21 protein-coding genes and 1 riboswitch are annotated in these 24,467 nt (G+C 46.3%); of the genes, 18 read left to right on the top strand and 3 right to left on the bottom strand.

Translation table 11 applies throughout. The features are described from left to right. Positions 1–202: 202 nt before the first annotated feature. A riboswitch (purine riboswitch) is annotated at positions 203–303 on the top strand. 344 nt (positions 304–647) lie between these two features. From purE to AC0YOD_RS26000, 18 genes are all read left to right on the top strand, one after another. Next, positions 648–1,133, top strand: coding sequence for a 5-(carboxyamino)imidazole ribonucleotide mutase (purE, locus tag AC0YOD_RS25915; protein WP_475802297.1), 486 nt, complete (start codon positions 648–650; stop codon positions 1,131–1,133). Next, a complete protein-coding gene (gene purK / locus AC0YOD_RS25920; RefSeq protein ID WP_475802240.1) occupies positions 1,130–2,353 on the top strand; it encodes a 5-(carboxyamino)imidazole ribonucleotide synthase in 1,224 nt (407 codons plus the stop codon). The genes purE and purK overlap by 4 nt, the downstream gene beginning before the upstream one ends. Before the next feature lie 7 nt (positions 2,354–2,360). Then, positions 2,361–3,659: an adenylosuccinate lyase gene (gene purB / locus AC0YOD_RS25925; RefSeq protein WP_475802241.1), complete on the top strand. Its 1,299-nt coding sequence runs from the start codon at positions 2,361–2,363 to the stop codon at positions 3,657–3,659. 12 nt (positions 3,660–3,671) lie between these two features. Further along, the gene (locus tag AC0YOD_RS25930) at positions 3,672–4,568 is read left to right on the top strand and encodes a phosphoribosylaminoimidazolesuccinocarboxamide synthase (RefSeq protein WP_475802242.1); all 897 of its coding nucleotides are present in this window, start codon (positions 3,672–3,674) and stop codon (positions 4,566–4,568) included. Positions 4,569–4,910: 342 nt separating this feature from the next. Then, positions 4,911–5,156 (top strand): phosphoribosylformylglycinamidine synthase subunit PurS, encoded by a 246-nt coding sequence (purS, locus tag AC0YOD_RS25935; protein ID WP_475802298.1) that lies wholly within the window; start codon positions 4,911–4,913, stop codon positions 5,154–5,156. Positions 5,157–5,160: 4 nt separating this feature from the next. Then, positions 5,161–5,856, top strand: a complete 696-nt coding sequence (purQ, locus tag AC0YOD_RS25940; RefSeq protein ID WP_475802243.1) for a phosphoribosylformylglycinamidine synthase subunit PurQ — start codon at positions 5,161–5,163, stop codon at positions 5,854–5,856. Then, positions 5,834–8,080, top strand: coding sequence for a phosphoribosylformylglycinamidine synthase subunit PurL (purL, locus tag AC0YOD_RS25945; protein WP_475802244.1), 2,247 nt, complete (start codon positions 5,834–5,836; stop codon positions 8,078–8,080). Before purQ ends, purL begins: the two co-directional genes overlap by 23 nt. After that, positions 8,062–9,546 (top strand): amidophosphoribosyltransferase, encoded by a 1,485-nt coding sequence (gene purF, locus AC0YOD_RS25950; protein WP_475802245.1) that lies wholly within the window; start codon positions 8,062–8,064, stop codon positions 9,544–9,546. The genes purL and purF overlap by 19 nt, the downstream gene beginning before the upstream one ends. 53 nt (positions 9,547–9,599) lie before the next feature. Beyond that, a complete protein-coding gene (gene purM, locus AC0YOD_RS25955) occupies positions 9,600–10,643 on the top strand; it encodes a phosphoribosylformylglycinamidine cyclo-ligase (RefSeq protein WP_475802246.1) in 1,044 nt (347 codons plus the stop codon). Then, positions 10,643–11,257 carry a phosphoribosylglycinamide formyltransferase gene (purN, locus tag AC0YOD_RS25960; RefSeq protein ID WP_475802247.1) on the top strand — a complete coding sequence of 205 codons (615 nt, stop codon included), beginning with the start codon at positions 10,643–10,645 and terminating at the stop codon, positions 11,255–11,257. The genes purM and purN overlap by 1 nt, the downstream gene beginning before the upstream one ends. A gap of 26 nt (positions 11,258–11,283) precedes the next feature. Further along, positions 11,284–11,589: a hypothetical protein gene (locus AC0YOD_RS25965; protein WP_475802248.1), complete on the top strand. Its 306-nt coding sequence runs from the start codon at positions 11,284–11,286 to the stop codon at positions 11,587–11,589. 36 nt (positions 11,590–11,625) lie between these two features. Then, positions 11,626–13,173 (top strand): bifunctional phosphoribosylaminoimidazolecarboxamide formyltransferase/IMP cyclohydrolase, encoded by a 1,548-nt coding sequence (gene purH / locus AC0YOD_RS25970; RefSeq protein ID WP_475802249.1) that lies wholly within the window; start codon positions 11,626–11,628, stop codon positions 13,171–13,173. A gap of 12 nt (positions 13,174–13,185) precedes the next feature. Further along, the gene (gene purD, locus AC0YOD_RS25975; protein ID WP_475802250.1) at positions 13,186–14,451 is read left to right on the top strand and encodes a phosphoribosylamine--glycine ligase; all 1,266 of its coding nucleotides are present in this window, start codon (positions 13,186–13,188) and stop codon (positions 14,449–14,451) included. 192 nt (positions 14,452–14,643) lie between these two features. Beyond that, positions 14,644–15,612, top strand: coding sequence for a polysaccharide deacetylase family protein (locus tag AC0YOD_RS25980; RefSeq protein WP_475802251.1), 969 nt, complete (start codon positions 14,644–14,646; stop codon positions 15,610–15,612). A gap of 21 nt (positions 15,613–15,633) precedes the next feature. Further along, entirely contained in the window at positions 15,634–17,082 is a 1,449-nt protein-coding gene (locus AC0YOD_RS25985) for an FG-GAP repeat domain-containing protein (RefSeq protein ID WP_475802252.1), read from the top strand. Between the two features lie 21 nt (positions 17,083–17,103). Next, positions 17,104–17,922 (top strand): response regulator transcription factor, encoded by an 819-nt coding sequence (locus AC0YOD_RS25990; RefSeq protein ID WP_475802253.1) that lies wholly within the window; start codon positions 17,104–17,106, stop codon positions 17,920–17,922. Beyond that, on the top strand, positions 17,919–19,313 hold the full coding sequence (locus tag AC0YOD_RS25995) for a sensor histidine kinase (RefSeq protein WP_475802254.1): 1,395 nt from the start codon (positions 17,919–17,921) through the stop codon (positions 19,311–19,313). The genes AC0YOD_RS25990 and AC0YOD_RS25995 overlap by 4 nt, the downstream gene beginning before the upstream one ends. A 348-nt stretch (positions 19,314–19,661) precedes the next feature. After that, positions 19,662–20,483: an alpha/beta hydrolase gene (locus tag AC0YOD_RS26000; protein ID WP_475802255.1), complete on the top strand. Its 822-nt coding sequence runs from the start codon at positions 19,662–19,664 to the stop codon at positions 20,481–20,483. Between the two features lie 71 nt (positions 20,484–20,554). On the opposite strand, the gene AC0YOD_RS26005 is transcribed toward AC0YOD_RS26000, so the two are convergent. From AC0YOD_RS26005 to AC0YOD_RS26015, 3 genes are read right to left on the bottom strand one after another with little or no spacing between them, the layout of a single operon-like run. Further along, complete coding sequence (locus tag AC0YOD_RS26005) at positions 20,555–21,694, bottom strand: Ger(x)C family spore germination protein (RefSeq protein ID WP_475802256.1); 1,140 nt, start codon at positions 21,692–21,694, stop codon at positions 20,555–20,557. 14 nt (positions 21,695–21,708) lie between these two features. Further along, a complete protein-coding gene (locus AC0YOD_RS26010; RefSeq protein WP_475802257.1) occupies positions 21,709–23,208 on the bottom strand; it encodes a spore germination protein in 1,500 nt (499 codons plus the stop codon). Further along, positions 23,192–24,301 carry a GerAB/ArcD/ProY family transporter gene (locus AC0YOD_RS26015; RefSeq protein ID WP_475802258.1) on the bottom strand — a complete coding sequence of 370 codons (1,110 nt, stop codon included), beginning with the start codon at positions 24,299–24,301 and terminating at the stop codon, positions 23,192–23,194. The genes AC0YOD_RS26010 and AC0YOD_RS26015 overlap by 17 nt, the downstream gene beginning before the upstream one ends. Positions 24,302–24,467 lie beyond the last annotated feature (166 nt).

A 24,467-nucleotide genomic window follows, 5' to 3' on the forward strand; every position in this document is an offset into this window, starting at 1 on the left:
AATAAAAGCGAACCTTTTCAAAAGAACCTTATTTTAATGTTCGTATTTTATTGACAGCAGATTAACGATTAGATAAACTAGAATAGGCTTGAGGCGGAGCATTCCGCATGAACTAGAAAAGCGTTTTTCCATCCATTTCAAACTTTAGATTTATTGACGAAAAGTTAGAAGCAAAGGATAGGCGTTTGCATCCATCCTTTTTTATATTTCAAAAAAATCATCTCGTATATATTTGGGGATTTGGCCTGAATGTTTCTACCCGGAAACCATAATTTTCGGACTACGAGCAAAATGAAAGTGACAAGCGAATTCAAGCCCTCGCCTCCGAAGCAGTGAGACGGGGTGGAGAGTCGCCATATTTGATGTACAGCATATCGATGCCCTATGAATTGGACATGGGTTGCCTCTGAAAAGGGGCAGCCTTCTGTTGTCTCTAAGGCTCATGCTGAAATGTGATGTCAGCTTCATTGAAGTTTTTTAGAGTGACCTATCATTCGGTAGAATGCGGGCCTTTAAAGCTTCCGCTCAGGTCCTGCGGCATTCCTATTCATATGGTTGCTGTTGGGCTTTTTCTGGTTTATCGAAATGAAGGCGCAGAATTTGTTTATAAGCTTTTTATTCTAATAGATGAAAGTGGGTTTGATCGCATGTCTGCGAAGGTAGGCGTTATTATGGGCAGCAAGTCAGATTGGGACACAATGAAGTTAGCATGTGACGTACTGGAGGAATTGCAAATTCCTTATGAGAAAAAAGTCGTCTCGGCGCACCGAACACCTGATTTAATGTTTGAATACGCAGAAACCGCAGTTGAGCGGGGTCTTAAGGTGATTATTGCCGGGGCTGGCGGAGCTGCACATTTGCCAGGCATGGTCGCTGCTAAGACGATTTTGCCGGTTATTGGCGTTCCGGTGAAGTCTTCAAGTTTAAGCGGACTTGATTCCTTGCTATCTATTGTACAGATGCCAGGCGGCATACCTGTCGCAACGGTAGCGATCGGCAATGCGGGAGGCACGAATGCGGGCCTGCTGGCTGCGCAAATGCTGGGAGCTTACGACCCTGAGCTGCAAGCGCGTGTAATTGCACGTCGTGAGCGTGTGAAGCAGGAAGTGCTTGAAAGCAGTGAAACGCTATGAGTAATGGAGCCGAGGATCGGCAAGCACAAACATCATTAACGCCTAATGGGGATCATGGTGCATCAGGTACAATGAAAACGTTGTTGCCTGGCAGTACTATCGGTATTCTAGGCGGCGGACAGCTTGGCCGAATGATGGCGAATGCGGGCAGCGCGATGGGCTACCGGTTCATCACGCTTGATCCGACTGAGGATTCACCGACAGGTCAGGTTGCGGATCAGATTATAGCCGCTTATGACAACCGTGAAGCAGCCCTTGAGCTCGCCAAACGTTCTGATGTCATCACCTACGAGTTCGAAAATGTAGATGCTGAAGTAGCCGCGATGCTTATGGCTCAGTCTTATGTACCGCAGGGCAGCCAGCTGCTCTATACAACACAGCATCGCCTTCGTGAGAAGCGTGCTATTGAAGCGGCAGGCGTGCAAGTTGCTCCTTATTGTGAAATTACCAGTGAAGATGAGCTCCATGCTGCTGTAGAAAAATTTGGAACGCCATGCGTTCTGAAGACGGCTATGGGCGGTTATGATGGCAAAGGACAATGGGTCATCCGCAGCAAGGAGGAAATCCCGGAAGCCTATGAGACGCTGGCACGATCGGGCGTACAACTCGTACTGGAGCAGTTCATTCGTTTTGAGAAGGAATTATCAGTAATAGCGGCGAGAAGTCCGCAGGGTGAAATAAAAGCTTTCCCAGTTGCGGAAAATATACATGTCGATAATATATTGCACTTATCAATCGTGCCTGCGCGAATTAGTGAGGATGTACAGCGTGAGGCAGAGCGTTTGGCAATGAAAATTGCCGAAGGGCTTGGCGTTGTTGGCTTGATTGCTGTGGAGCTGTTCTATACGGCTGACGGTGAGCTTTTCGTAAATGAGCTTGCCCCTCGTCCGCATAATAGCGGTCACTACACGATGGAGGCATGCCGAACATCACAATTTGAGCAGCATGTGCGGGCGGTTTGCAATTTGCCGCTTGGCGATACGACGCTGATGAGTCCTGTTGTCATGGTCAATGTGCTGGGACAGCATGTCGAGCCTTTGCTTGAGCTGATGGCACGCCGAGATGAATCGGCAGAACGCCTTAAGGCTGCTCCAAAGGTACATTTATACGGAAAGAAAGATGCTGTCATCAAGCGTAAAATGGGACATGTCAATGTTTTAGCGCCAGATACAGATGCTGCACTTAGCTGGATTAAAGAGACAACTATTTGGAAGGTGTGAATGATTGATGTTAGAGCGTTACAGCAGACCGGAAATGAGAGCAATATGGACAGAGGAAAATAAATTCAGAGCATGGCTTGAGGTTGAGCTTTGCGCATGCGAGGCTTGGTCCGAGCTAGGCGCTATTCCGAAGGAAGACGTAGTTGCGCTTCGTGCTTCCGCTGACTTCGATATTGATCGTATTTACGAAATCGAGCAAGAAACGCGTCATGATGTTATCGCATTTACGCGTGCTGTTTCTGAAAAAGCAGGTCCAGAAGGCAAATGGGTGCATTACGGCCTTACTTCTACGGACGTTGTTGACACAGCAATCGGATATTTGCTCCTTCAAGCCAATGATATTCTTATCAAAGACATCGAACGTTTTATTGAGATTCTACGCAATAAAGCGATCCAATATAAAATGACGCCAATGATGGGACGTACGCATGGCGTTCATGCACAACCAACAACTTTTGGCTTGAAAATGGCACTATGGTACGAGGAAATGAAACGGAACCTGGAGCGTTTCCACCATGCGGCTAACGGCGTGCAATTCGGTAAAATGTCAGGCGCTGTAGGCACATTCGCTGATATCGATCCTTTCGTTGAAGAATTCGTCTGCAACAAGCTAGGCATCACAGCGGCTCCAATCTCCACACAAACGCTGCAACGTGACCGTCATGCAGAATATATGGCGACACTTGCTTTGGTTGCTTCTTCGCTAGACAAATTTGCAACTGAAATTCGTGCTTTGCAGAAGAGCGAATTCCGTGAAGTGGAAGAGCCGTTTGCAAAAGGTCAAAAAGGTTCATCTGCTATGCCGCATAAACGCAATCCAATAGGCTGCGAGAACATCTCCGGCTTGTCCCGCGTTATTCGCGGACATATGGTTACGGCTTATGAAAATATCGCGCTTTGGCATGAACGCGACATCAGTCATTCTTCGGTTGAACGTATCATTCTACCGGATGCGACTATGCTGCTTAACTATATGCTGAACCGTCTAGGCAATATCATTAACAATCTTCAAGTGTTCCCAGAGAACATGAAGCGCAATATGCAAGCAACTTACGGTGTGCCATTCTCCGGACGCGTATTGACGAAGCTGATCGACAAAGGCTTCAGCCGTGAGAAAGCTTATGATACGGTTCAACCGCGCGCGATGCAGGCTTGGGAAACACAACGTCAATTCCGCGATATTATCGGTGAGACGGAAGAGATTACAAGTGTATTGACTGCGGAAGAAATCGATGATTGCTTCAATCCAGCTTGGCATTTGAAGCATGTTGATACGATTTTCACACGCTTGGGATTGAATGAATAGGAGGCTAGTCGCATGACTGCACAACCGCAAGCTCTATCGACTGCGGTCGATTATATCAAGGCTCCGCTTATCTACAAAGGTAAGGTTCGTGAGCTCTATGATCTTGGCGAGCATTTCCTAATTGTCGTAACGGACCGAATCTCAGCGTTCGACTACGTGCTCGATCCCGCTGTACCAGATAAGGGCAATGTGCTTAATCGCTTGTCAGCGTATTGGTTCCAGCAAACGGAAGGTATTCAAGTCAATCATGTCGTGCATACCGATGTAGAGAAGCTTGGTGATATCGTAACGGAGCCGGAATTGCTCAAAAATCGTATCATGGTTACTCGCAAAGCAGAACGTATTGATATCGAGTGCGTCGTTCGGGGTTATATCACGGGCGGTGGATGGCGGCAATACCAGCAAACATCAGCGATTAACGGCATTGCGCTGCCGGAAGGCATGCACAAAAACGAACGTTTTCCCGCTCCAATCTTCACACCGGCTGCCAAAAATGATGTTGGTCACGACGAGGACATCCCTTTTGAGAAAATGGCTGAAATGGTCGGCGCAGAGCTTGCTGAAGAGCTTCGCGACCGTAGTATCAAGCTATATGAGTTCGCGCATGAGTATTGCGCGAAGCATGGCATCATTCTTGCCGATTGCAAATTCGAATTTGGACTTATCGACGGCAAAGTCATTCTTATTGATGAAATCTTCACACCCGATTCATCACGTTTCTGGGCAGAAGGCAACTATGCGCTAGACATTGAAATCGACAGCATGGACAAAGAACCAGTTCGCACCTATCTGCTAGGCTCTGACTGGGACCGCGATAGCAAACCAGCACCATTGCCAGAATCAGTAGTAGCCGAAACAACGGCCCGCTACCGCGACATCTACCGCCGTTTAACAGGCGTTGAACTATAGGATTGTTTGTTAATGACTTTTCCTTTTTGCTAGTGTATGAGCAAAAAAAACAGTCGCGTTAGCGGCTGGCAGCATAGGTGGCCAGCGAAAGCGCGGCCACCAAAAAGAGGCTTCACCGACCATACTTGCAAGTGGGTTTTATGGGAATGTGAGAGCGCGGAAAGCGGGGAGTTGTTGCCGTAGAGCGACAGCGATCGCTTCTTGAGGACCGGGAAATTACCGCATAGCGTGTAATCAGAATTTCCCGGCTTCGAAAGCGACGTAGGCAATAACCCCCGCGCCCGCGCGACCATCACATTCCGCATACTCCCACAGCAAAAAAAACAACATTTTCAGGAGGCTATTATGAAGGCAACCGTCTACGTCACTATCAAGCAAAATGTTTTGGATCCACAAGGTACAGCTGTGCAAGGAGCGCTTCACACGCTTGGCTTCTCCGAAGTCGGCAAAGTGCGCATCGGCAAATATTTGGAGCTTGAGCTTGATACGACTGACCGCGCAGAAGCGGAAATTCGCGTTAAAGCTATGTGTGAGAAGTTATTTGCGAACACGGTTGTAGAAGATTACCGTTTTGAGCTGGAGGGATAAGACGATGAAGTTTGCGGTACTCGTATTTCCTGGCTCCAACTGCGATATCGATTGCTACAAAGCAGTGGAAGACACCATCGGCCAATCGGTTGACTATGTATGGCATACAGCTACGGATCTATCCGCGTATGACGCGATTCTAGTTCCAGGCGGTTTTTCTTACGGTGATTACTTGCGCTGCGGCGCTATTGCTCAATTTGCTTCTGTTATGAACGAAGTGAAGAAAGCTGCTGAAGCTGGTAAGTATATCCTAGGCATTTGCAACGGGTTTCAAATTTTGACGGAAGCTGGCCTCCTGCCAGGTGCGCTAATTCGCAACAACGGTTTGAAGTTCCGCTGCCACCAAGCGCCGCTTGAGGTAGTGAACAGCAAGACTGCTTTTACAAACCAATATTCGCAAGGCGAAATTATTAATATACCGATCGCGCATGGCGAAGGCAATTACTTCTGCGATGATGCGACACTGGCTGAGCTCAAAGCGAATGACCAGATCATTTTCCGCTATGCGGGCGACACAAATCCGAATGGTTCTGTAGAGAACATTGCGGGAGTTAGCAACAAAGCAGGTAACGTAGTAGGAATGATGCCTCATCCAGAGCGTGCGATTGATCAATTGCTTGGCTCGGAAGACGGCAAACGGATGTTTACATCGATTTTGAATGCATGGAGGGAACAACATGGCGCAGCAGTTAACAGCTAAGGAACCGACGGCGGAGCAAATTGCCGAGCAAAAGATTTATACCCAATTTGGCGTTTCTGATTACGAGTTTGATCTCATTTGCGGCTTTCTCGGACGTAAGCCTAACTACACGGAGATCGGCGTATTCAGCGTTATGTGGTCGGAGCACTGCTCTTACAAAAACTCCAAGCCTATTTTGAAAAAGTTCCCGATCACTGGACCTCGCGTTCTTATGGGACCAGGCGAAGGTGCTGGTATTGTTGACATCGGAGACAACCAAGCGGTTGTATTCAAAATCGAATCACATAACCATCCATCTGCAGTTGAGCCATACCAAGGCGCTGCAACTGGCGTGGGCGGCATTATCCGCGATATTTTCTCCATGGGCGCTCGTCCAATCGCTTTGCTAAACAGCTTGCGTTTTGGCCGTCTTGAGAATGAACGCGTTAAATACTTGTTTGAGAACGTAGTTAGCGGAATCGCGGGCTATGGTAACTGTATCGGTATTCCTACGGTTGCGGGCGAAGTGATGTTCGATGAGAGCTATGAGGGCAACCCGCTCGTTAACGCCATGTGCGTAGGTCTAATTGATCATGATAAAATTCAGCGCGGTGTGGCAAAAGGGGTAGGCAACCCGGTATTCTATGTGGGTCCTGCTACTGGACGTGATGGTATTCACGGTGCTACTTTTGCTTCCGTTGAGCTGTCTGAAGAATCCGAAGAGAAACGTACTGCGGTACAAGTCGGCGATCCGTTCATGGAGAAGCTTGTTATGGAAGCAACTCTTGAGCTTATCGATTCCGGCATCGTGCTCGGTATTCAAGATATGGGAGCAGCTGGCCTCACTTGCTCCAGCGCGGAAATGGCATCCAAAGCAGGCAACGGCCTTGAGCTGTACCTCGATGAAGTGCCGCAGCGCGAAACAGGCATGACGCCTTATGAAATGATGCTTTCCGAGTCGCAAGAGCGTATGCTCTTTGTCGTTGAGCCTCAGCATGAAGCGCAAGCGAAGGAAATTTTTGATCGTTGGGGCATCATTTGCGCCAAAGTTGGTAAAGTAACAGACGACGGACGTCTGCGCTTGTTCCACCAAGGCCAAGAGGTTGCTGATATGCCGGTTAAAGCACTTGTTGATGAGTGCCCAGTATACGACAAGCCATCGAAAGAGCCTGCTTACTATAGCGAAAATGCAGCAATCGACACAAATGCTTTTGCAGAAATTACGGATTTGACTGGTGCTTTGGAGAAAGTGTTGGCTTCCCCAACTGTTGCCAGCAAAGAATGGGTTTATAACCAATATGATTACATGGTTCGGACATCGACAGCCGTTCAACCGGGCTCAGATGCAGCAGTTGTAACGATTCGCGGCACACGCAAGGCGCTTGCGATGACTACGGACTGTAACGGACGTTATGTTTATCTAGATCCTGAAGTAGGCGGACGTATTTCGGTTGCAGAAGCAGCGCGCAACATTGTTTGTTCTGGAGCAGAGCCGCTTGCAGTAACAGATAACTTGAACTTCGGTAATCCGGAGAAACCAGAAGTATTCTGGCAGCTTGAGCGTTCGGCTGACGGTATGTCCGAGGCTTGTGTTGTTCTAGATACACCAGTTATCGGCGGTAACGTAAGCTTGTACAATGAGAATGCGAAGGGTGCGATTTACCCTACGCCAGTTATCGGTATGGTTGGACTTGTCCACGATATTGATCACATCACGACTCAAGGCTTTAAAGCAGAAGGCGACGTTATTATTCTCGTAGGCGAGACGAAAGCGGAGCTAGGCGGAAGTGAATTGCAATACGTGTTGCAAGGAGCGCCATCAGGCCGTCCTCCAGAGATTGATCTGGCTACAGAGAAGAAAGTCATCAACACCGTATTGGGCGCTATTCAAAAGGGTCTTGTAGCATCAGCTCATGACTTATCCGAAGGCGGAATCGCAGTAGCTGTTGCAGAATCATGTATCAGCGGAAATCTCGGAGCGGAAGTAGCACTAACTACTGAGCTTCGTCCCGATCACTTGTTGTTCAGCGAATCACAATCCCGTATCTTGCTCTCAGCTAAGCTTGAGCAAGCGGCAGCTTTGCAAGCGTGGCTTACAGAGCAAGGAGTCGTTCATGCTGCAATCGGTACTGTTCAAGGCAGCAGCCTGACCATTAGCGTCAATGGAAAAGCCGGCATTCAAGCGCCGGTAAAACAACTGGAGAAGGTCTGGAAGGATGCGATTCCATGTCTAATGAAAAAATAAGACAGGAGCCATTGTTATGGACGGGAGACCACTATAACGAAGGCATTGGCCGTGACGATATATTTGATAAATTACGTGAAGAGTGTGGCGTATTCGGGGTTTTTAATCTCCCCGAAGCGTCCAATCTCTCCTATTATGGGCTTCATGCGCTTCAGCATCGCGGTGAAGAAAGCGCAGGTATTTGTACGGTAGATACAAAAAACGGTAACAAATTTGCGTACCATCGTGGAATGGGTCTTGTTAAAGAGGTTTTTGACAAGGATAAGCTTGATTTGCTTAAGGGTGATCGTTCCATCGGGCATGTTCGTTATTCAACTGCTGGTGAGAGCAAGCTCGCTAACGCTCAACCGCTTATCTTCCGCTATCGTGATGGCGACCTTGCAGTTGCGACTAACGGCAACATTGTCAATGCGCCGGAAATTCGTCGTGAACTGGAAATGCAGGGCTCGATTTTTCAAACGTCAAGCGATACAGAAGTTATCGCGCATCTTATCGCACGTTCGCCTAAAGATTTCGAGACAGCTGCGAAGGAAGCATTACAGCGTCTTATCGGTGGATTCGCTTTCCTTATTATGACCAATGATAAGCTGCTTGTTGCAGCTGATCCGCATGCCTTGCGCCCGCTCGTAATGGGCCGAATTGGCGATGGCTATGTGTTCTCATCCGAATCCTGTGCTTTTGAAACGATCGGTGCTGTTTATGAGCGTGATGTTCAGCCGGGAGAATTGCTTATTTTGGATGCTGACGGCATGCGTGAGGATCGTTATGCAGAGGTTGTAAGGCGTGCGACTTGCGCGATGGAATATATTTATTTTGCAAGACCGGATAGTGATATCAATGGTATTAACATTCATATGGCGCGCAAACGGATGGGTCGCCAGCTGGCACAGGAATCTTTCGTAGATGCGGATATCGTAACAGGTGTTCCGGATTCCAGTATTTCAGCGGCTATCGGTTATGCGGAGCAAACGGGCATTCCTTATGAGCTTGGCTTAATAAAAAACAAGTATACAGGCCGTACCTTCATTCAGCCTTCTCAAGAGCTTCGCGAGAAAGGTGTGAAAATGAAGCTGTCCGCTGTTCGGAAAGTTGTGGAAGGCAAGCGGGTAGTCATGATCGATGATTCCATCGTACGCGGCACCACATCACTTCGGATTGTTAACCTCCTTCGTGAGGCTGGAGCAACCGAGGTTCATGTGAGAATTACATCGCCTCCTTTTAAAAACCCTTGCTACTATGGAATTGATACGCCTGACCGCAAGGAGCTTATCGCTTCTTCTCGGACAGTTGAAGAAATTCGGAAGCAAATCAACGCAGATTCATTATCTTTTATAAGCAATGAAGGTTTTGTTGAGTCAGTTGGCGGTAATGATGGAGCGTATAATCGCGGCATGTGTCTAGCTTGCTTCGATAACGATTATCCTACTCCGGTCAATGAAGAATCGGATAAAAGCTGCAGCTGTTAATAGTCATTTAAATAGAGCATCAGAAGCGAAATAAGTGAAGGAGTTGACCGATAGTGTCAGAAGCGTACAAAAAAGCAGGCGTCGATATAGCGGCGGGCAACGAAGCGGTTGAACGGATGAAGAAGCACGTAAAGCGGACTTACCGCCCAGAGGTGCTGGCAGAGCTTGGCGGCTTCGGCGGTCTGTTCAGCTTGAACAAGGACAAGTATGATGAGCCTGTGCTCGTGTCTGGAACGGATGGCGTTGGTACAAAGTTGAAGCTTGCTTTTGCAATGGATAAGCATGACACCATCGGCATTGATGCCGTTGCTATGTGCGTGAACGATATTATCGTACAAGGCGCGGAGCCGCTATTTTTCCTTGATTACTTGGCATGTGATAAAGTCGTTCCCGAGAAGATTGAAGCAATCGTCAAAGGGATTTCGGAAGGCTGCTTGCAAGCTGGCTGTTCCTTGATTGGCGGCGAAACAGCTGAGATGCCAGGTATGTACCAGGGCGGAGAATATGATATCGCAGGCTTTACTGTAGGTATCGTGGACAAAAAGAAAATGATCGACGGCTCCACTATTGCACCAGGCGATGCAGTAATCGGCTTCGCTTCCAGCGGTATTCACAGCAACGGCTTCTCACTTGTTCGCCGTTTGTTGCTTGAGGATGCTGGCTACAAGCTTGATCAAGAGTTAGAAGAGCTTGGCGGCGCTAAACTTGGCGATGTGCTTATTGAGCCTACACGCATCTACGTGAAATCGGCACTTAAGCTGATTGAGCAAGTAGAAGTGAAAGGCATGGCACATATTACAGGCGGCGGCTTTATCGAGAATATCCCGCGGGTGCTTCCTGACGGCGTTAATGTGGATGTGGAATATGGCTCATGGCCGATTCTTCCTATCTTCGATTTGATGCAAAACAAAGGTGAAATTACGAATCGTGATATGTTCACGACATTTAATATGGGTATTGGTTTGGTCGTTGTTGTTCCTGCCGATCAAGCTGGCGATGCGCTTCGCATTGCAAATGAGCTTGGCGAACAGGCTTACCGTATCGGAACGGTTACGGAAGGAAGCCGCATCGTTACGTTTACTGGAGCGACTGTATAATGGGTGCACTTCGCATCGCTGTATTCGCTTCGGGACAGGGTACTAATTTCCAAGCGATTATAGATGCGGTGCAGGAGGGGAAGCTCGATGTAACTATCGAGCTTCTTGTTTGTGACAAGCCTGCTGCTCCAGTTGTAGAGCGCGCAAGGAAGGCTGGTGTGGACACGTTCCTGTTCACACCGAAGAATTACCCGTCCAGAGAAGCGTATGAGACGGAAATTATTGCTGAGCTTGAACGACGCGGTGTTGAGCTCATTGTGCTTGCTGGCTATATGCGTATTATTACTTCCGTAGTCGTCGAACCATTTTATGGCAGAATGATTAATATTCATCCTGCGTTGCTGCCGTCTTTCCCTGGCGTAAACGGAATCGGTCAAGCGCTGGAGTATGGTGTTAAGCTGACTGGTGTCACTGTTCATTATGTGGATGGCGGCATGGACAGCGGACCCATTATCGCTCAGACGGCAGTAGCAGTATTGGACGAGGATACCGAAGACTCACTCGCTGAGCGTATTCACGCGGCCGAGCAAGCTCTGCTCCCAGCAGTCATTCAGCAAATCGCGGAAGGCCGCGTTTCACTGGAAGGCCGCCGTGTCACAGTGACGAGTATCTAATTCGAGAAAATGAGCTAAAACGGTGGTTGGTTGAAGGAATAGAGCTAGAAATTAGCTCTAATCATCAAACTTGGGTTACTTTTGGCCAAATAGAGCTAGAAACTAGCTTTATTTGCCAGCGTTGCGGCGAAAATGAGCTCAAACGGCGGTTATCTGAAGGAATAGAGCTAAAATTTAGCTCTAATCATCAAACTCGGGTTACTTTTGGCCAAATAGAGCTAGAAACTAGCTCTATTGTCCCCGCGTGCGGCGAAAATAAGCTCAAACGGCGGTTAGTTGAATACATGGCACATGATGAAGTGAATAAGGGAAGCATGCTTCTCTTTATATAGTAAGGGTTTGGTCAATTAGATGAGGAGGGTATTAACATGGCTATTCGCAGAGCATTAATTAGTGTTTCCGACAAGTCGGGAATCGTGGAGTTTTCCAGAGAACTAGCAAACCAAGGTGTGCAAATCATTTCGACTGGCGGTACGTTTAACCTGCTGCAAAAGGAAGGCGTTCCGGTTATCGGTATTTCTGATGTGACAGGCTTCCCAGAAATTTTGGACGGTCGTGTTAAGACACTTCACCCAGCCGTTCATAGCGGTCTGCTTGCTGTTCGTGACGATGAAGAGCACCAAAAAGCGATGAAAGAGCTTGGCCTTGATTACATCGACCTCGTTATCGTTAACCTATACCCATTTAAAGAAACAATTGCAAAGCCAGATGTGTCCTATGAGGACGCAATCGAAAACATCGATATCGGTGGACCTACAATGCTTCGTTCTGCTGCTAAAAACCATGCATTCGTTACTGTGGTGGTTGACGCTGGCGACTACGGCACAATTCTTGAAGAAGTGAAAGCGCAAGGCGATACAACACTGGAAACACGTAAACGTCTCGCAGCTAAAGTATTCCGTCATACTGCGGCATATGATTCCTTGATCTCTGATTACCTCTCTAAGCAAATGGGCGAGCCTCTTCCTGAGACTTACACCGTTACTTATGAGAAGGTTCAAGATCTTCGTTACGGAGAAAATCCGCATCAGAAGGCAGCTTTCTACAGCAAACCGCTTGCGGCATCCGGCAATGTAACAACGGCTGAACAGCTGCATGGCAAAGAGCTTTCCTATAACAATATCAGTGACGCGAATGCTGCACTTGCGATTCTTAAAGAATTCGATGAGCCAGCAGTTGTAGCAGTTAAGCATATGAACCCTTGCGGCGTAGGTATCGGCGCAACGATTCATGAAGCCTACCAAAAAGCATACGCTGCAGATCCAACTTCCATTTTCGGCGGTATCGTTGCAGCAAACCGTACAATCGGTGCAGATACAGCTGAACTGCTTGGCGGTATCTTCCTTGAAATCATCATTGCTCCTGACTTTACACCGGAAGCGCTTGAGATTCTAACGAAGAAGAAAAACATCCGTTTGATGAAGCTAGGTGAGCTTTCGGCTGCTGGCGAGCGTAAACCAGAATGGCTAGTGACTTCTGTTGACGGCGGCATGCTTGTACAAGAGAGCGATGTACACAGTGTAACAGAAGCGGACCTTCAATTTGTAACAGACCGCAAACCGACTGCTGAAGAGCTGAAACAGCTTCTATTCGGTTGGAAGGTTGTTAAACATGTGAAGTCCAATGCGATTCTACTAGCAAAAGATGATATGACCATTGGCGTTGGCGCTGGTCAAATGAACCGTGTAGGCGCGGCTCGTATTGCAATTGAGCAAGCTGGTGAAGCTGCACAGGGTTCTGCACTTGCATCGGATGCATTTTTCCCAATGGGCGATACAGTAGAGCTTGCTGCGAAAGCGGGTATTACCGCTATTATTCAACCAGGCGGTTCGATCAAAGACGAAGAATCAATCGCTGCTGCGAATGCGAACAACATCGCAATGGTATTCACAAGCGTTCGTCATTTCAAACATTAAGGAGGTACATCTATGCGGATTTTGGTCGTAGGTGGCGGCGGACGAGAGCATGCGATCGTCTGGGCGCTAAAGAAGAGCGAGAAGGTTAAGGAGATTTATTGTGCACCGGGTAATGCGGGAATCGCGCAGCTTGCACAGTGCGTACCGATTGCAGTAGGACAATTCGATGAGCTGATTGCTTTTGCCAAGGAAGCATTGATTGATCTCGTATTTGTAGGACCTGATGATCCGCTTGCTGATGGTATTGTCGATGCGTTCGAAGCGCATGGCATCAAGGCATACGGACCACGGAAAAACGCAGCGGAAATCGAGGGCAGCAAAATCTTTATGAAAAATTTGCTGAAGAAATATGAAATTCCGACTGCGAAATACGAGACATTTACAGATTACGAAGCAGCTTCTGCTTATTTGCACCAGCAAACCGCTCCAATTGTTATCAAAGCGGACGGACTGGCAGCTGGCAAGGGAGTAACCGTTGCAGCTACTCTAGAAGAAGCAGAGCAAGCTTTGCAGGATATGATGGTCAATAAAGTATTCGGCAATGCGGGCAGCCAAATCGTTATTGAAGAATGTCTTGTCGGTCAAGAAATGTCGATACTTGCATTCGTTGATGGCGAAACGGTTAGGGCGATGGTTCCGGCACAGGATCATAAGCCGATCTTCGATGGCGACAAAGGACCGAATACAGGAGGAATGGGCACATATACACCGCTTCCTCACATCGATCCAGCTATTGTAGAGGATTCTATTGCGAATATTATCATACCTACTGCTAAAGCAATGGTTAGCGAGGGACGTCCGTTCCGCGGTGTTCTGTTCGCAGGCTTGATGATTACGAAGGATGGTCCGAAGACGATCGAATTCAATGCGCGCATGGGTGATCCTGAAACACAGGTTGTTCTGCCGCGCTTGCAAACTGATTTACTCGACATCGTGTTGGCATCAATGAATGGCACGTTGGATCAGCTCGATATTCAGTGGAGCGATGAAGCAGCCGTTTGCGTTGTAGTAGCATCAGAAGGCTATCCAGCCTCTTATCCGAAGGGCCGCGTCATTACAGGTCTAGCAGAAGCAGAAGCGCAAGGCGCGCTTGTCTTCCACGCGGGCACGGCACAGAAGGATGGACAGTTTGTTACGAATGGCGGTCGTGTGCTAGGAGTCGTCGGTCGAGGCCGTGATATTGCTGAAGCACGTGCTCGTGCTTATGAAGCAGTTGGCCTTATCGATTTTGAAGGCAAACAAAGCCGGACAGATATCGCTGCTAAAGCTCTCGTATAAAAATAATAAACGTTTATAGGTACAAAACGGTCAGTCTACTTTCTATGCTCTAGTAAAGAGCGAAGTGGACTGGCCGTTTTTTTTTACGCTAATGGTGTCAAAATCTCTCGAAAGGTGTTACTATTTTGTAACTCTCTTAAACTGTTATTCTATTAAGATTGAAGTATCAGCAGGGAATAGAAGGTGAGCAGAATGGAAAAAGGTAAAAAGCGTCGTCGTAGATTATTGGTCGTATTCATTTTGGCAGTGGTAATGATATGGATTGGCGGTTGTGCAATTGATAAGCCAATCAACCTATCAACGCTCATTTCGATAGGGGATAAGCCAATCGTGAATGGAAGCACAAGTGAAAAGGGTCCACAAACAGAAGCAGGAACAGATGATTCCGGCGAAGTCATTGTCGTTGGAAATACGGGATCGAAGCCCGGAACGGATGCCAGTAATGGAAATCCTGACAAAAAGCCTAATGATTCAACAAATGAGAACCCATCACCTAAGCCAAGTATTCCTCCAACAGAGACGCCAGATTCATCCACTGCGGAAAAACCGGTTAAGCCGGATAAATCAGAATTAGATAAATGTGAAAAATGCATTGCACTAACATTTGATGATGGACCAGATAAACGTTATACAACAGCAATTTTGGATATCCTGAAAGAAAAGGATGTTAAGGCGACCTTTTTTGTAGTAGGACTGCAAGCAAGCAAATATCCTGACGTACTTAAACGCATAGACGATGAAGGTCATGCCATAGGCAATCATACTTATAATCATAAAGATCTATCTAAGCAAACCAAAGAGACAATAATGGATGAAATGATTACAACGGATAAAGCAATCAAGGAGGCAATCGGTTATACTCCAACATTGTTCCGAGCTCCTTATGGTGCGGTAAATGATACTGTAAAAGAAGTCATGAAGGACAATAATCGCGAAATGATTTCATGGAATGTAGATACACGGGACTGGGCGGGCACTTCTTCCGCTGATATGCTAAGCATGATTAAGAAAAAAGCGAAGCCAGGCGCAGTTATACTCATGCATTCTTTTGGCAATAAGCATATTCAGAATACAGTTAAAGCACTGCCAGGTATCATTAATGAGCTAGAGGATATGGGTTATAAATTAGTTACAATTGATGAATTAGGATATGATTGGTAGAGGCACGAGGAGGCTGTAAAGTTGGATAACGCAGGAAATACGAATGCCAATGGCGGGCGTGGTGGGAGGGTCCGCTGGGGAATTATGCTCAGTGCTGCCCTAACCTTTCTGCTATTGGCAACGGGCTGTCGCTATACAGCCGCTCCTGCAGATTTACTGCAGAAGCCAGCTATTGCACCTGAAAAGCAGGCTATTGTGCAAGCAATAGAAAAATCGCTGCCCGCCTACAGCAAACTTACTTTGCCGCTGCGAGAAGAGCATATGGAAGCGATCCGACTGATAGATTTAGATGGAGACGGCATGAATGAAGCCATCGTTTCTTATTATAATGAATACAGCACACCTGAGATAATGGTATTCAAATATACGGGAACAGCCTGGAAGCAGTGGGTACTCATCCAGCAACCGCTTGCTCGTCAAATTGAATGGCTGAAATTAGAGGATCTCGATAAGGATGGTCAAGTAGAGCTGGTAATCGGTTGGATTGGCGGTTATGATAGTCCAAACTTGCTGGAAATCTATTCGTTTCAGTCAAAGCCTATCCGCAATGACTCCGGCAAGCTTATGATTCAGCCGATCGAATCATTGCCCTACACTTATGCTGAAACAGGTGACTTGGACGATGACGGCAGATCAGAGCTAGTTGTTGTATCAGAATCAATATCGAATCAGGAGATCGCATTGTCTGATGTACAGATGACGGTATATAAATGGAAAAACAGTTCACTAAAAGAGATTTATGGAGAACCTATTAATAATGAAGTGAACGGCTATGATCGCGTGCTGATTGGCCGCATTTCAGAACAGTATAAGGGCATTATTTTGGAAGCATCTGTCGGCGCTCACTCCTCTTATACAGCTATGTATGTATGGGAGAGAGGCAAGCCACGGCTTGTTTTTCCTAATGAGCCTCAGGGCATTGAGGGTATTATCGGCAAGTCAACCTATAGCGAAGACATTAATAGCGATGGCATTTATGAGCTGCAATGGACCAAGGAAGCTCCCGGTAATGAAAATGTAGACTATGCCTCGTCGAAGTGGCTGACTGAATGGGTGCAATGGGATGGTCGAAATGGATTCAACAAGATAACGGAATCATTTGCCGATTACCGCTATGGCATACAGTTAAGTTTCCCTGATCAATGGTTGGGTCGATTTACACTGCATAATACGGACAAAGAACCTTATGCTGTTGTCGCCATTGATTATTGGAACGAGGAAACAAAGGTTACATCCGAACTGGCCACCTTATACGGCGTTCCACAAAAGCAGTGGGGAAGCGTGGAGGAGAAATGGAAGCAAGAATCTCGCCCCTATAGGGAGATTTTTACGGATAGCGGAAACGTATATGTAACCTCTTTCGTGCAGGACGCGCCTGCAAATTTGTCTGAATCGGATCGGAAAGCGTTCAGAGAAATGCTCGCAGCTGAAGCGGAATTTTCTTCATCGATAGCAATAAGTAATGATTAAGAGAAGAGCGGGTGGTGACCGATGAGGATTTTATTATTAGAGGATGAGGAGTCCATCCGCGGATTCGTCCGCATTAATCTGAAACGAAATGATATGGAGGTCATTGAAGCGGAGAACGGTGAGGCTGCACTTGAATTTGCCGAAACGCAGGGACCTTTCGATATAGCATTGCTTGATGTTATGCTTCCGACTATTAGCGGGTTCGAGGTATGTGAGCAGCTGCGTGAGCGATATCCTCGTATGGGAATCATCATGCTGACCGCTAAATCTCAAGAAGAGGATAAAATTCATGGTCTTGAGCTTGGGGCGGATGATTACGTACAAAAGCCTTTCAGTCCAGGTGAGCTTATTGCACGAATCAAATCACTTCATCGGCGAATGAAGCCTATTCTTGGCTTGGCAGAACAAGAGTCCGGCACGAGCTTGGAAGCAGTGCCGCGCAAGACGGAAGAAACAGAAGCTGAGGATGTTATATCTCAGCTTTACGTGCAAGCTGTCCAGGTTGCGGCGACGAGAGCCGCAGCTCAACAGGAGCTAATCGTAGCACCGTTTCGGCTTTCTATTGCTGAACGCAAGCTCTGGAAAGATGACAGAGAGATTATTTTGACCCCAACGGAATGGACGCTCGTTAGACTAATGATGGAGCGGGTCGGAGAGAGTGTCAGTCGGGATCATATTTTGACTGAGGTCTGGGGCCGTTATTATGTAGGTGATTTGAAGGTCGTTGATGTGAATATTAGAAGAATTCGTCAAAAGATCGAGAAAAATCCCTCTGAGCCTTCTTTTATTGAAACGGTTTGGGGTTACGGCTATCGCTGGAAGCGGGGCGCAGAAGAATGAAGAGCGTGCAAACGAGAATGGTGTTAAGCTATTTGCTGCTCATCGTACTTGTTGTAAGCGTGCTGGGCGTCGTATTCACGACTCTAATGTGGAACTACTATTATGGCAGTGCGCATAGCTCAGTTAAGCAAAGGGCTGAATCAGCCATTACGCTGCATAGTCGTTCATTGTCGTCGCTTACCGTACAGGATCAGGCAGATTATATCTTGCAATACATGGTCGAAGGAGATGCCCGTCTACAGCTTCTAGACAGCAAAGGTCAAATTCGTATTGATTCAGATGGTTTTGCTCCTGATATTTTATATCATACCGGCGACGTAAAAGCGGCAATTGCCGGCAATACGGGCAGCTGGCGCGGGGTTGATCCCTATTACGGTGAACGGGTTATATCCGTTACTATTCCGCTGTGGAATGAAACGAAAGTGGTATCAATGCTGCGTTATTCTGCTTCCTTGAAGCAAGTGGACGCGATGATTAGCCAGCTCATCCGTATGACTGTGGCTGTTGGGATCGGTGTTGTCCTATTGTTTCTAGGGTTAAGTCTGTTTTTGGCTCAGCGTATCGTGAAGCCTATTCGAGAGCTTACCCGCGCGGCTCGTTATATGGCTGAAGGGGATTGGACAAGGCGTGCAATGCGCCGCAACGATGATGAGATCGGTCAGCTGGCAGAAACCTTTAACACAATGGTTATCGAGCTGAGCAAGCGAGAGAAGCTGAAGGATGATTTCATTTCATCGATCTCACATGAGCTGCGTACGCCGCTCACATCGATCAAGGGCTGGAGTGAAACGTTAAAGGAAAGCGAGCCCTCGGAGGATGATGAAGAGGTTAAGCTTGGCTTATCGATAATTAGCAAGGAGACAGAGCGGTTATCGGGGCTTGTTGAGGATCTGTTGGACTTTTCGAAGTTATCAGCGCGAACGATGGAGCTTCACACCGAGGTGCTCGACTTTAATGGTCCTGTTAAGGAAACAGTGAATCAGCTGGCTGTTCGTGAGTCGCAGACTCGTGTCAGGCTGCTAGCCAGCTATGGCAAAAGCCCTATTGTCGTACAAGGGGATGCGAATCGCCTGAAGCAGGTTATTATTAATCTCATCGACAACGCATTTAAGTTTACACCGGCGGGCGGTACGATACGCGTTGCAACGGCTACAGAGCAAGATTGCGCTATGCTTACCGTCTCCGATACAGGCTGTGGTATCGATGCAGAGGATTTGCTGCATGTAACGGAAAAATTTTATAAGGCAAATAAGGCTCAGGGCGGTTCAGGACTTGGACTAGCTATTTGCAAGGAAATAATAGAGCTCCACGGGGGTCAGCTATTGGTTGACAGTGAACGCGGAGCCGGAACAGTCGTGACGATTCGAGTGCCGCTTATGCATGAAGCATAAGCTTAAGCGGCATTTGGTCGTCATTCTTTATAAAACAGCAGCTTACGATCGGCAATAACAAAAATAACCGCTATGACAACCCCCATGATAATCAGGGAAGGAAGCCAGTGATTTTGCAGCCATTGAATCCATAACGGCATGTTCAAGTACCCCCTCAAATTTTCTATGGACATAGTATTTCCCAAAAACAATTTTAAATATTGATCATAATCTTTTGCGGCATAGGAAAGAATCTTTGATTGCGATTAGGATTGACAGGTAGAGTTCTGGAATGATATTATAAATCCAACATCAATTCATAGTATACAGGTAGGATTTATTATATATAAGTTTCAGGAGGTTTTATAGATGGAGAAGCACTTGACTCTGCGACATGACGGACTTGAGCTTGCGGCAACGCTGCACTATCCTTCGGATGATAATAAGAATGACTTAGAAAAAAAACAAGCTATTATCATATGCCATGGTTTTATAGGGTCTCGTGTAGGCGTGGATCGTTTATTTGTGAAAACAGCACGTGCATTGGCGGCACAAGGCTCATATGTGCTTCGCTTTGATTATGGCGGCTGCGGAGAAAGCGGGGGCGACTACGGCGCACTTGGCTTCGATTCTATGGTTGACCAGACGAGAAGTGCGATAAATTATTTAGCGAGCATGGAATGTGTAGATCCGCGCAGAATCGTGCTGCTTGGACATAGTCTTGGTGGAGCAGTCTCGATCATGACTGCAGTTAAGGACAAGAGAGTGAAACGGCTTGTACTCTGGTCTCCGGTAGCTTATCCATTTAACGATATCGTTCGAATAGTAGGTCGCAACAGCTATGATGAAGCTGTTACTACGGGGAATTCAGATTATCAGGGATACACGCTTCAACCGGTATTCTTTGATTCACTTCTGCAGCATCAGCCTTTTCAATCGGCTACAAGATTTGGCGGTGAGGTACTGCTTGTACATGGAACGAGTGATGAGCTTATCCCAGTCGATTACAGCTTCCTTTACCAGAAGGTGTTCTGGACCCGTCAAGAGGGCTTATGTGATAAGGAAATTATTTTTCAAGCGAATCATACCTATTCCAGCCGGGTTCATCAGGAAGAAGCCATTCGTGTTACAACGAATTGGCTGAATGGACTGGATAAGCGGCAAGAGGAATGGCATAACTGGAGTATTTAATAAGCATTCAAAAAAAAGAGGGCGAGCAAGCTTTTTATTATAAAAAGCTGCACTCGTCCTTTTGTGTTCTTTTACATATGCCGTTTAAACTTTCCGTTGTAAGCAATGATTACTTTTACTGAGATACTATCAATTGATTTGGGATCTATAACAAGCTCCTTGCCATTGTTAGTGAGCTTCTTCCACAGCTTCGGATCCTTCAATCGAAGACGATGTCCAAACTCGTACACGTCAGCTCCAATCTTCAAGCCTTCTTTATACGTGTAGATGATCTGCTCCTTAATGAGCTTCTCTGCTAAATTTTCCATTTCCTTATTCGAAATCGGAACGTGATATTCGTACATGTCGGCTGTGTATCTGGCATTAATGTGAAACCGAACCTCTGAACCGTGAATAATAGGTTTTATATTAATAGATGGAAGTCGGATGTTTAGTTGGCCGTAAATAGTATCATCTTTTTCAATGACTAAAGGAGCCCGTTTTAAGCTATTGTTCATCCAGTGGTAGCCAATCATTTTTTTTCTGGAAAGGAAGCCTTTTAATTTTTTATCGTATTCAAAAAAAGCGCCTTCGACAGTAAGCGTCGGCTTATTGACTTCATTCTCCTTCCATTGCTTATCATTAATAGCGAGGCTGGGCAGGTATGAGCTTGCGGATGGTTCATTAACGTGTGATATAAATTGAAACAAGAGAACAGGTGGGAAAATGGAGTACTGCTGATAATTTGATTCAGGTTCATGCAAAATGGATGCAAGAGGTGATAATTTGAAAAAAGGCGTTGTTGAGAGAATAATGTCCATAGGTTCGCGAGTCGTATATAGCCATGCATTATAACGGATTTCTGGATATCGAATGATCATATCCATAAATGTGAAATCAGTAGCTTGAAGCGTTCTCTCCGAAACAATGATAGCCGAAGTATGGCCCCAAGAAATATACTGCTGTGCTGTGCGATAAAGATCAGTTACAGCTAAGTTGAGTGTTTTCCCCTTTCCTTTTCCTACCCATACAGATGCTTTCGAGCTGGCATTTCCGGCTGCCTCTGATTTGGCAATGTTAGCGAAATCGAGCATTTGCACATAAACGTTGTAATTTCCATCTATATAATCGATACCTAATGCCGTCGAATAGCTTTGACCCTGGATTTCTTGGGCACTCCAACAGCCAGTGAGCAGTAAACATAAGCTTAAGGACATCATTATTGACGACATTCGTGCCAGATGGTTCAAGTTATATTTCCTTTCTTCTTAGGTTTTTTTGTATGTAAATAGTCTGGCCGCCGCTTATTCCACTTGAAAGGAACCTTGAATAAGGCAACAAATACTTCTTTTAAATTGAGAGGTGATACAGGCGCCAGGTAAGGAACTCCAAAAGATTCAATGCTAGTTAAATAGATGATAAATAAAATGATCGACATGATGAAGCCGTACATGCCGAGAATCGCAGCCATAAAAAAGGAAGCAAATCGAAGGAGTATAGTCGTGCTAGTGAGTACTTGGTTAACTAAAGTAGAGCCTGATACGATCGTTATTGCAGTTACGACGATCATAAGCGGTGATATCATTCCTGCTCTAATGGCAGCATCACCTATAATGAGTCCACCCACAACCGTCAAAGTCTGTCCAATGGAGCTGGGCAAACGAACACCTGCTTCTCGGAACAGCTCCATCAGACAAATGATGAAGAACATTTCTACTCCCGACTCCATAGGCAACCCTTGTCTGCCCCTTGAAATCGTTGCAAGCAGAGAAAAGGGGATCTGATCGGTATGATAAGCGGTAAGTGCAATGTAGAATCCCGGCAAAAATATGGTTGTCAGCAATCCAACAAAACGTAGAAGCCGTCCCAAATTTGCTGATAGCGGTGGAAAAAAAGTATCCTCGGGTGATTTCATAAGTAAAAAAATATTTACAGGCGCGATAATGGCTGTAGGATTACCGTCTACAAGTATGACGAAGCGCCCATTTAGTAAGCATTCTGCGGCAAAATCGGGACGGCCGGTATAGTGGGTTGATGGAAATAACATAAAGGGATAGCGTTCTAGCATCTCCTCCAGTTGACCAGTGGAAATAAGCTTCTCAATATGAATGGAAGATAACTGATGCTTAATATTCTTAATCGTCTCGGGATCTGCAATATCCTCCATATAGAGCAGCGCAGTTTTTGTTGAGGTATAGGTGCCGATCACAAAATACTCGCAGGCTAGTGCTGGAGTGCGCAGACGCTTTCTTATGAGTGTGATATTCATAGAAATTTGTTCAATAAAACCATCCTTGGGTCCAAGGATAGATACCTCAGTCGATGATTCACTTGGAGTGCGGTGTGGGAAGCTTGCGATGTCAATGGTCCAAATCGTCTGTAGAGATGGCAGACAGAATATGAAATGCCCTTCAAACACATAGGTTGCGACCATCTCACGCGTAATTGTAGTTCCTGCTCGGTCTAGAGAAAGCCACTGCAAATTAACAGCACGGTCTATTTCCTCTCTTCTAATGAATTTGGTGAGCTCATACACTTTGCGCAGTTCCGGAAGCAATACATCGTTAATGGTCAGCGAATCTGTCATACCACTGCAATAGACGAATATTGCTTGTACAGAAGCTGGCGGATGCCCGAATGACTGCGTGCTCACGATGACATCATTGCTGGAGACAAACCAATTCCCTATTGTCCTCTCGTCCAGGTAAGGGGGCTTATCATTTGATTCATCATTTTGTTGATTCATTTGCAGCTATCTCCTTTCCTTTTCTTCGGATCAACACGGCGATCACAAGCAAAATGGTAATGGATACGACATATATCAAAAGCGCTGGGAAATGAACGTTTAGATAATAATGAAACATGAGATCATCCGGTATGGGCAACATGGAAACGGTAATCATCAAAGTCATGATTATAAAAATAGTAATTACGCGCTTGAACGGCTTCCTAACATCCAATAAATCCGTTATCAGGTAGAGAGAGATGGCGATGCGAGCAAAAGATCCGCATAACCATTGGTAGATGGATAAAAAGTCCACATGCTGCAGCATTTTGCCGATGTTGACAATCTTCCATTGCTCAAAGGCGGTTTGACGCTGCTTGGCTGCTTCAACAGGGCCAAATTCAGTAATAGCGCCGATCGTTGGTCCTATCAGCATAGCGACAAGAAATACGCCGAACACCAAAAGATGCCACCAGCGCAGCTTGCTTCGAAGCTGGTGCTGGAACAGCAACAGTATCCACAAATCCACAAGACCTGCGAGAGCGTATACCATACCGCCAACGACGGGATGCCAGCCATTTTCGAGAACTGGGAGCAGCAAGCTATAGTTTTTATATTTGGTATTTGCAAGCATAACGAAGTACCCAAGCAGGAGAACGAATGGAAGCAATACACCTGACGTCATTGCGATCGAGCGGAGCCCGCCTATCGCACTAAGCATCGATACGACTCCCGCAACAAGGAGGATGACGAAAACAGGCGTTTGCTGCATATAGGTGACGACCGCCCAATCCGATGTATCCTGTATGGTTGACGTCCCTGTAGCAAATAGAACAATGACAGCGGATATACGAAATATCCAAGCAGGGATGATGCCAAATTCACGTTCTATCCAATCCGGCAATCGCTGTCCATGGATGTGCTTTAATATTGTGAACAAAAGCATGACCCACAATATGAATAATGGAGCCATGAAAATAACAGACAACCAAGAATCACGTCCTGCAACACCTAGGATAAGCGGAATGGACATGACATGAGAAACTAAGCCTTCACTTAATAATAGAATAGAAAAGGCCAGCCATATGCTAATCAAACCGCTCTTTCTGCTCATGAGGAACCTCATTCCAATGGAAGATAGAGATAATATGTGCAAATATTGTATTTTTAAACGGAAGGAGTAACTTTTTTGTCGAGACAACCGTTATAAATTGTGTTTAAATGGAAGTTAGTTGGAAACGAATACAAGCTATTCATAGCGGGAAAAGGCAGGGTTGCTT

This window comes from Paenibacillus sp. J31P13 (assembly GCF_056269295.1).

Coding starts and splice junctions, on each gene's coding strand:
- AC0YOD_RS25990 (WP_475802253.1), top strand. CDS start 17,104: ATGAGGATTTTATTATTAGAGGATGAGGAGTCCATCCGCGGATTCGTC.
- purK (WP_475802240.1), top strand. CDS start 1,130: ATGAGTAATGGAGCCGAGGATCGGCAAGCACAAACATCATTAACGCCT.
- AC0YOD_RS25930 (WP_475802242.1), top strand. CDS start 3,672: ATGACTGCACAACCGCAAGCTCTATCGACTGCGGTCGATTATATCAAG.
- AC0YOD_RS26015 (WP_475802258.1), bottom strand. CDS start 24,301: ATGAGCAGAAAGAGCGGTTTGATTAGCATATGGCTGGCCTTTTCTATT.
- purE (WP_475802297.1), top strand. CDS start 648: ATGTCTGCGAAGGTAGGCGTTATTATGGGCAGCAAGTCAGATTGGGAC.
- purH (WP_475802249.1), top strand. CDS start 11,626: ATGGCTATTCGCAGAGCATTAATTAGTGTTTCCGACAAGTCGGGAATC.
- AC0YOD_RS26005 (WP_475802256.1), bottom strand. CDS start 21,694: ATGTCGTCAATAATGATGTCCTTAAGCTTATGTTTACTGCTCACTGGC.
- AC0YOD_RS25995 (WP_475802254.1), top strand. CDS start 17,919: ATGAAGAGCGTGCAAACGAGAATGGTGTTAAGCTATTTGCTGCTCATC.
- purL (WP_475802244.1), top strand. CDS start 5,834: ATGGCGCAGCAGTTAACAGCTAAGGAACCGACGGCGGAGCAAATTGCC.
- AC0YOD_RS26000 (WP_475802255.1), top strand. CDS start 19,662: ATGGAGAAGCACTTGACTCTGCGACATGACGGACTTGAGCTTGCGGCA.
- purB (WP_475802241.1), top strand. CDS start 2,361: ATGTTAGAGCGTTACAGCAGACCGGAAATGAGAGCAATATGGACAGAG.
- AC0YOD_RS25980 (WP_475802251.1), top strand. CDS start 14,644: ATGGAAAAAGGTAAAAAGCGTCGTCGTAGATTATTGGTCGTATTCATT.
- purN (WP_475802247.1), top strand. CDS start 10,643: ATGGGTGCACTTCGCATCGCTGTATTCGCTTCGGGACAGGGTACTAAT.
- purF (WP_475802245.1), top strand. CDS start 8,062: ATGTCTAATGAAAAAATAAGACAGGAGCCATTGTTATGGACGGGAGAC.
- AC0YOD_RS26010 (WP_475802257.1), bottom strand. CDS start 23,208: ATGAATCAACAAAATGATGAATCAAATGATAAGCCCCCTTACCTGGAC.
- purD (WP_475802250.1), top strand. CDS start 13,186: ATGCGGATTTTGGTCGTAGGTGGCGGCGGACGAGAGCATGCGATCGTC.
- purQ (WP_475802243.1), top strand. CDS start 5,161: ATGAAGTTTGCGGTACTCGTATTTCCTGGCTCCAACTGCGATATCGAT.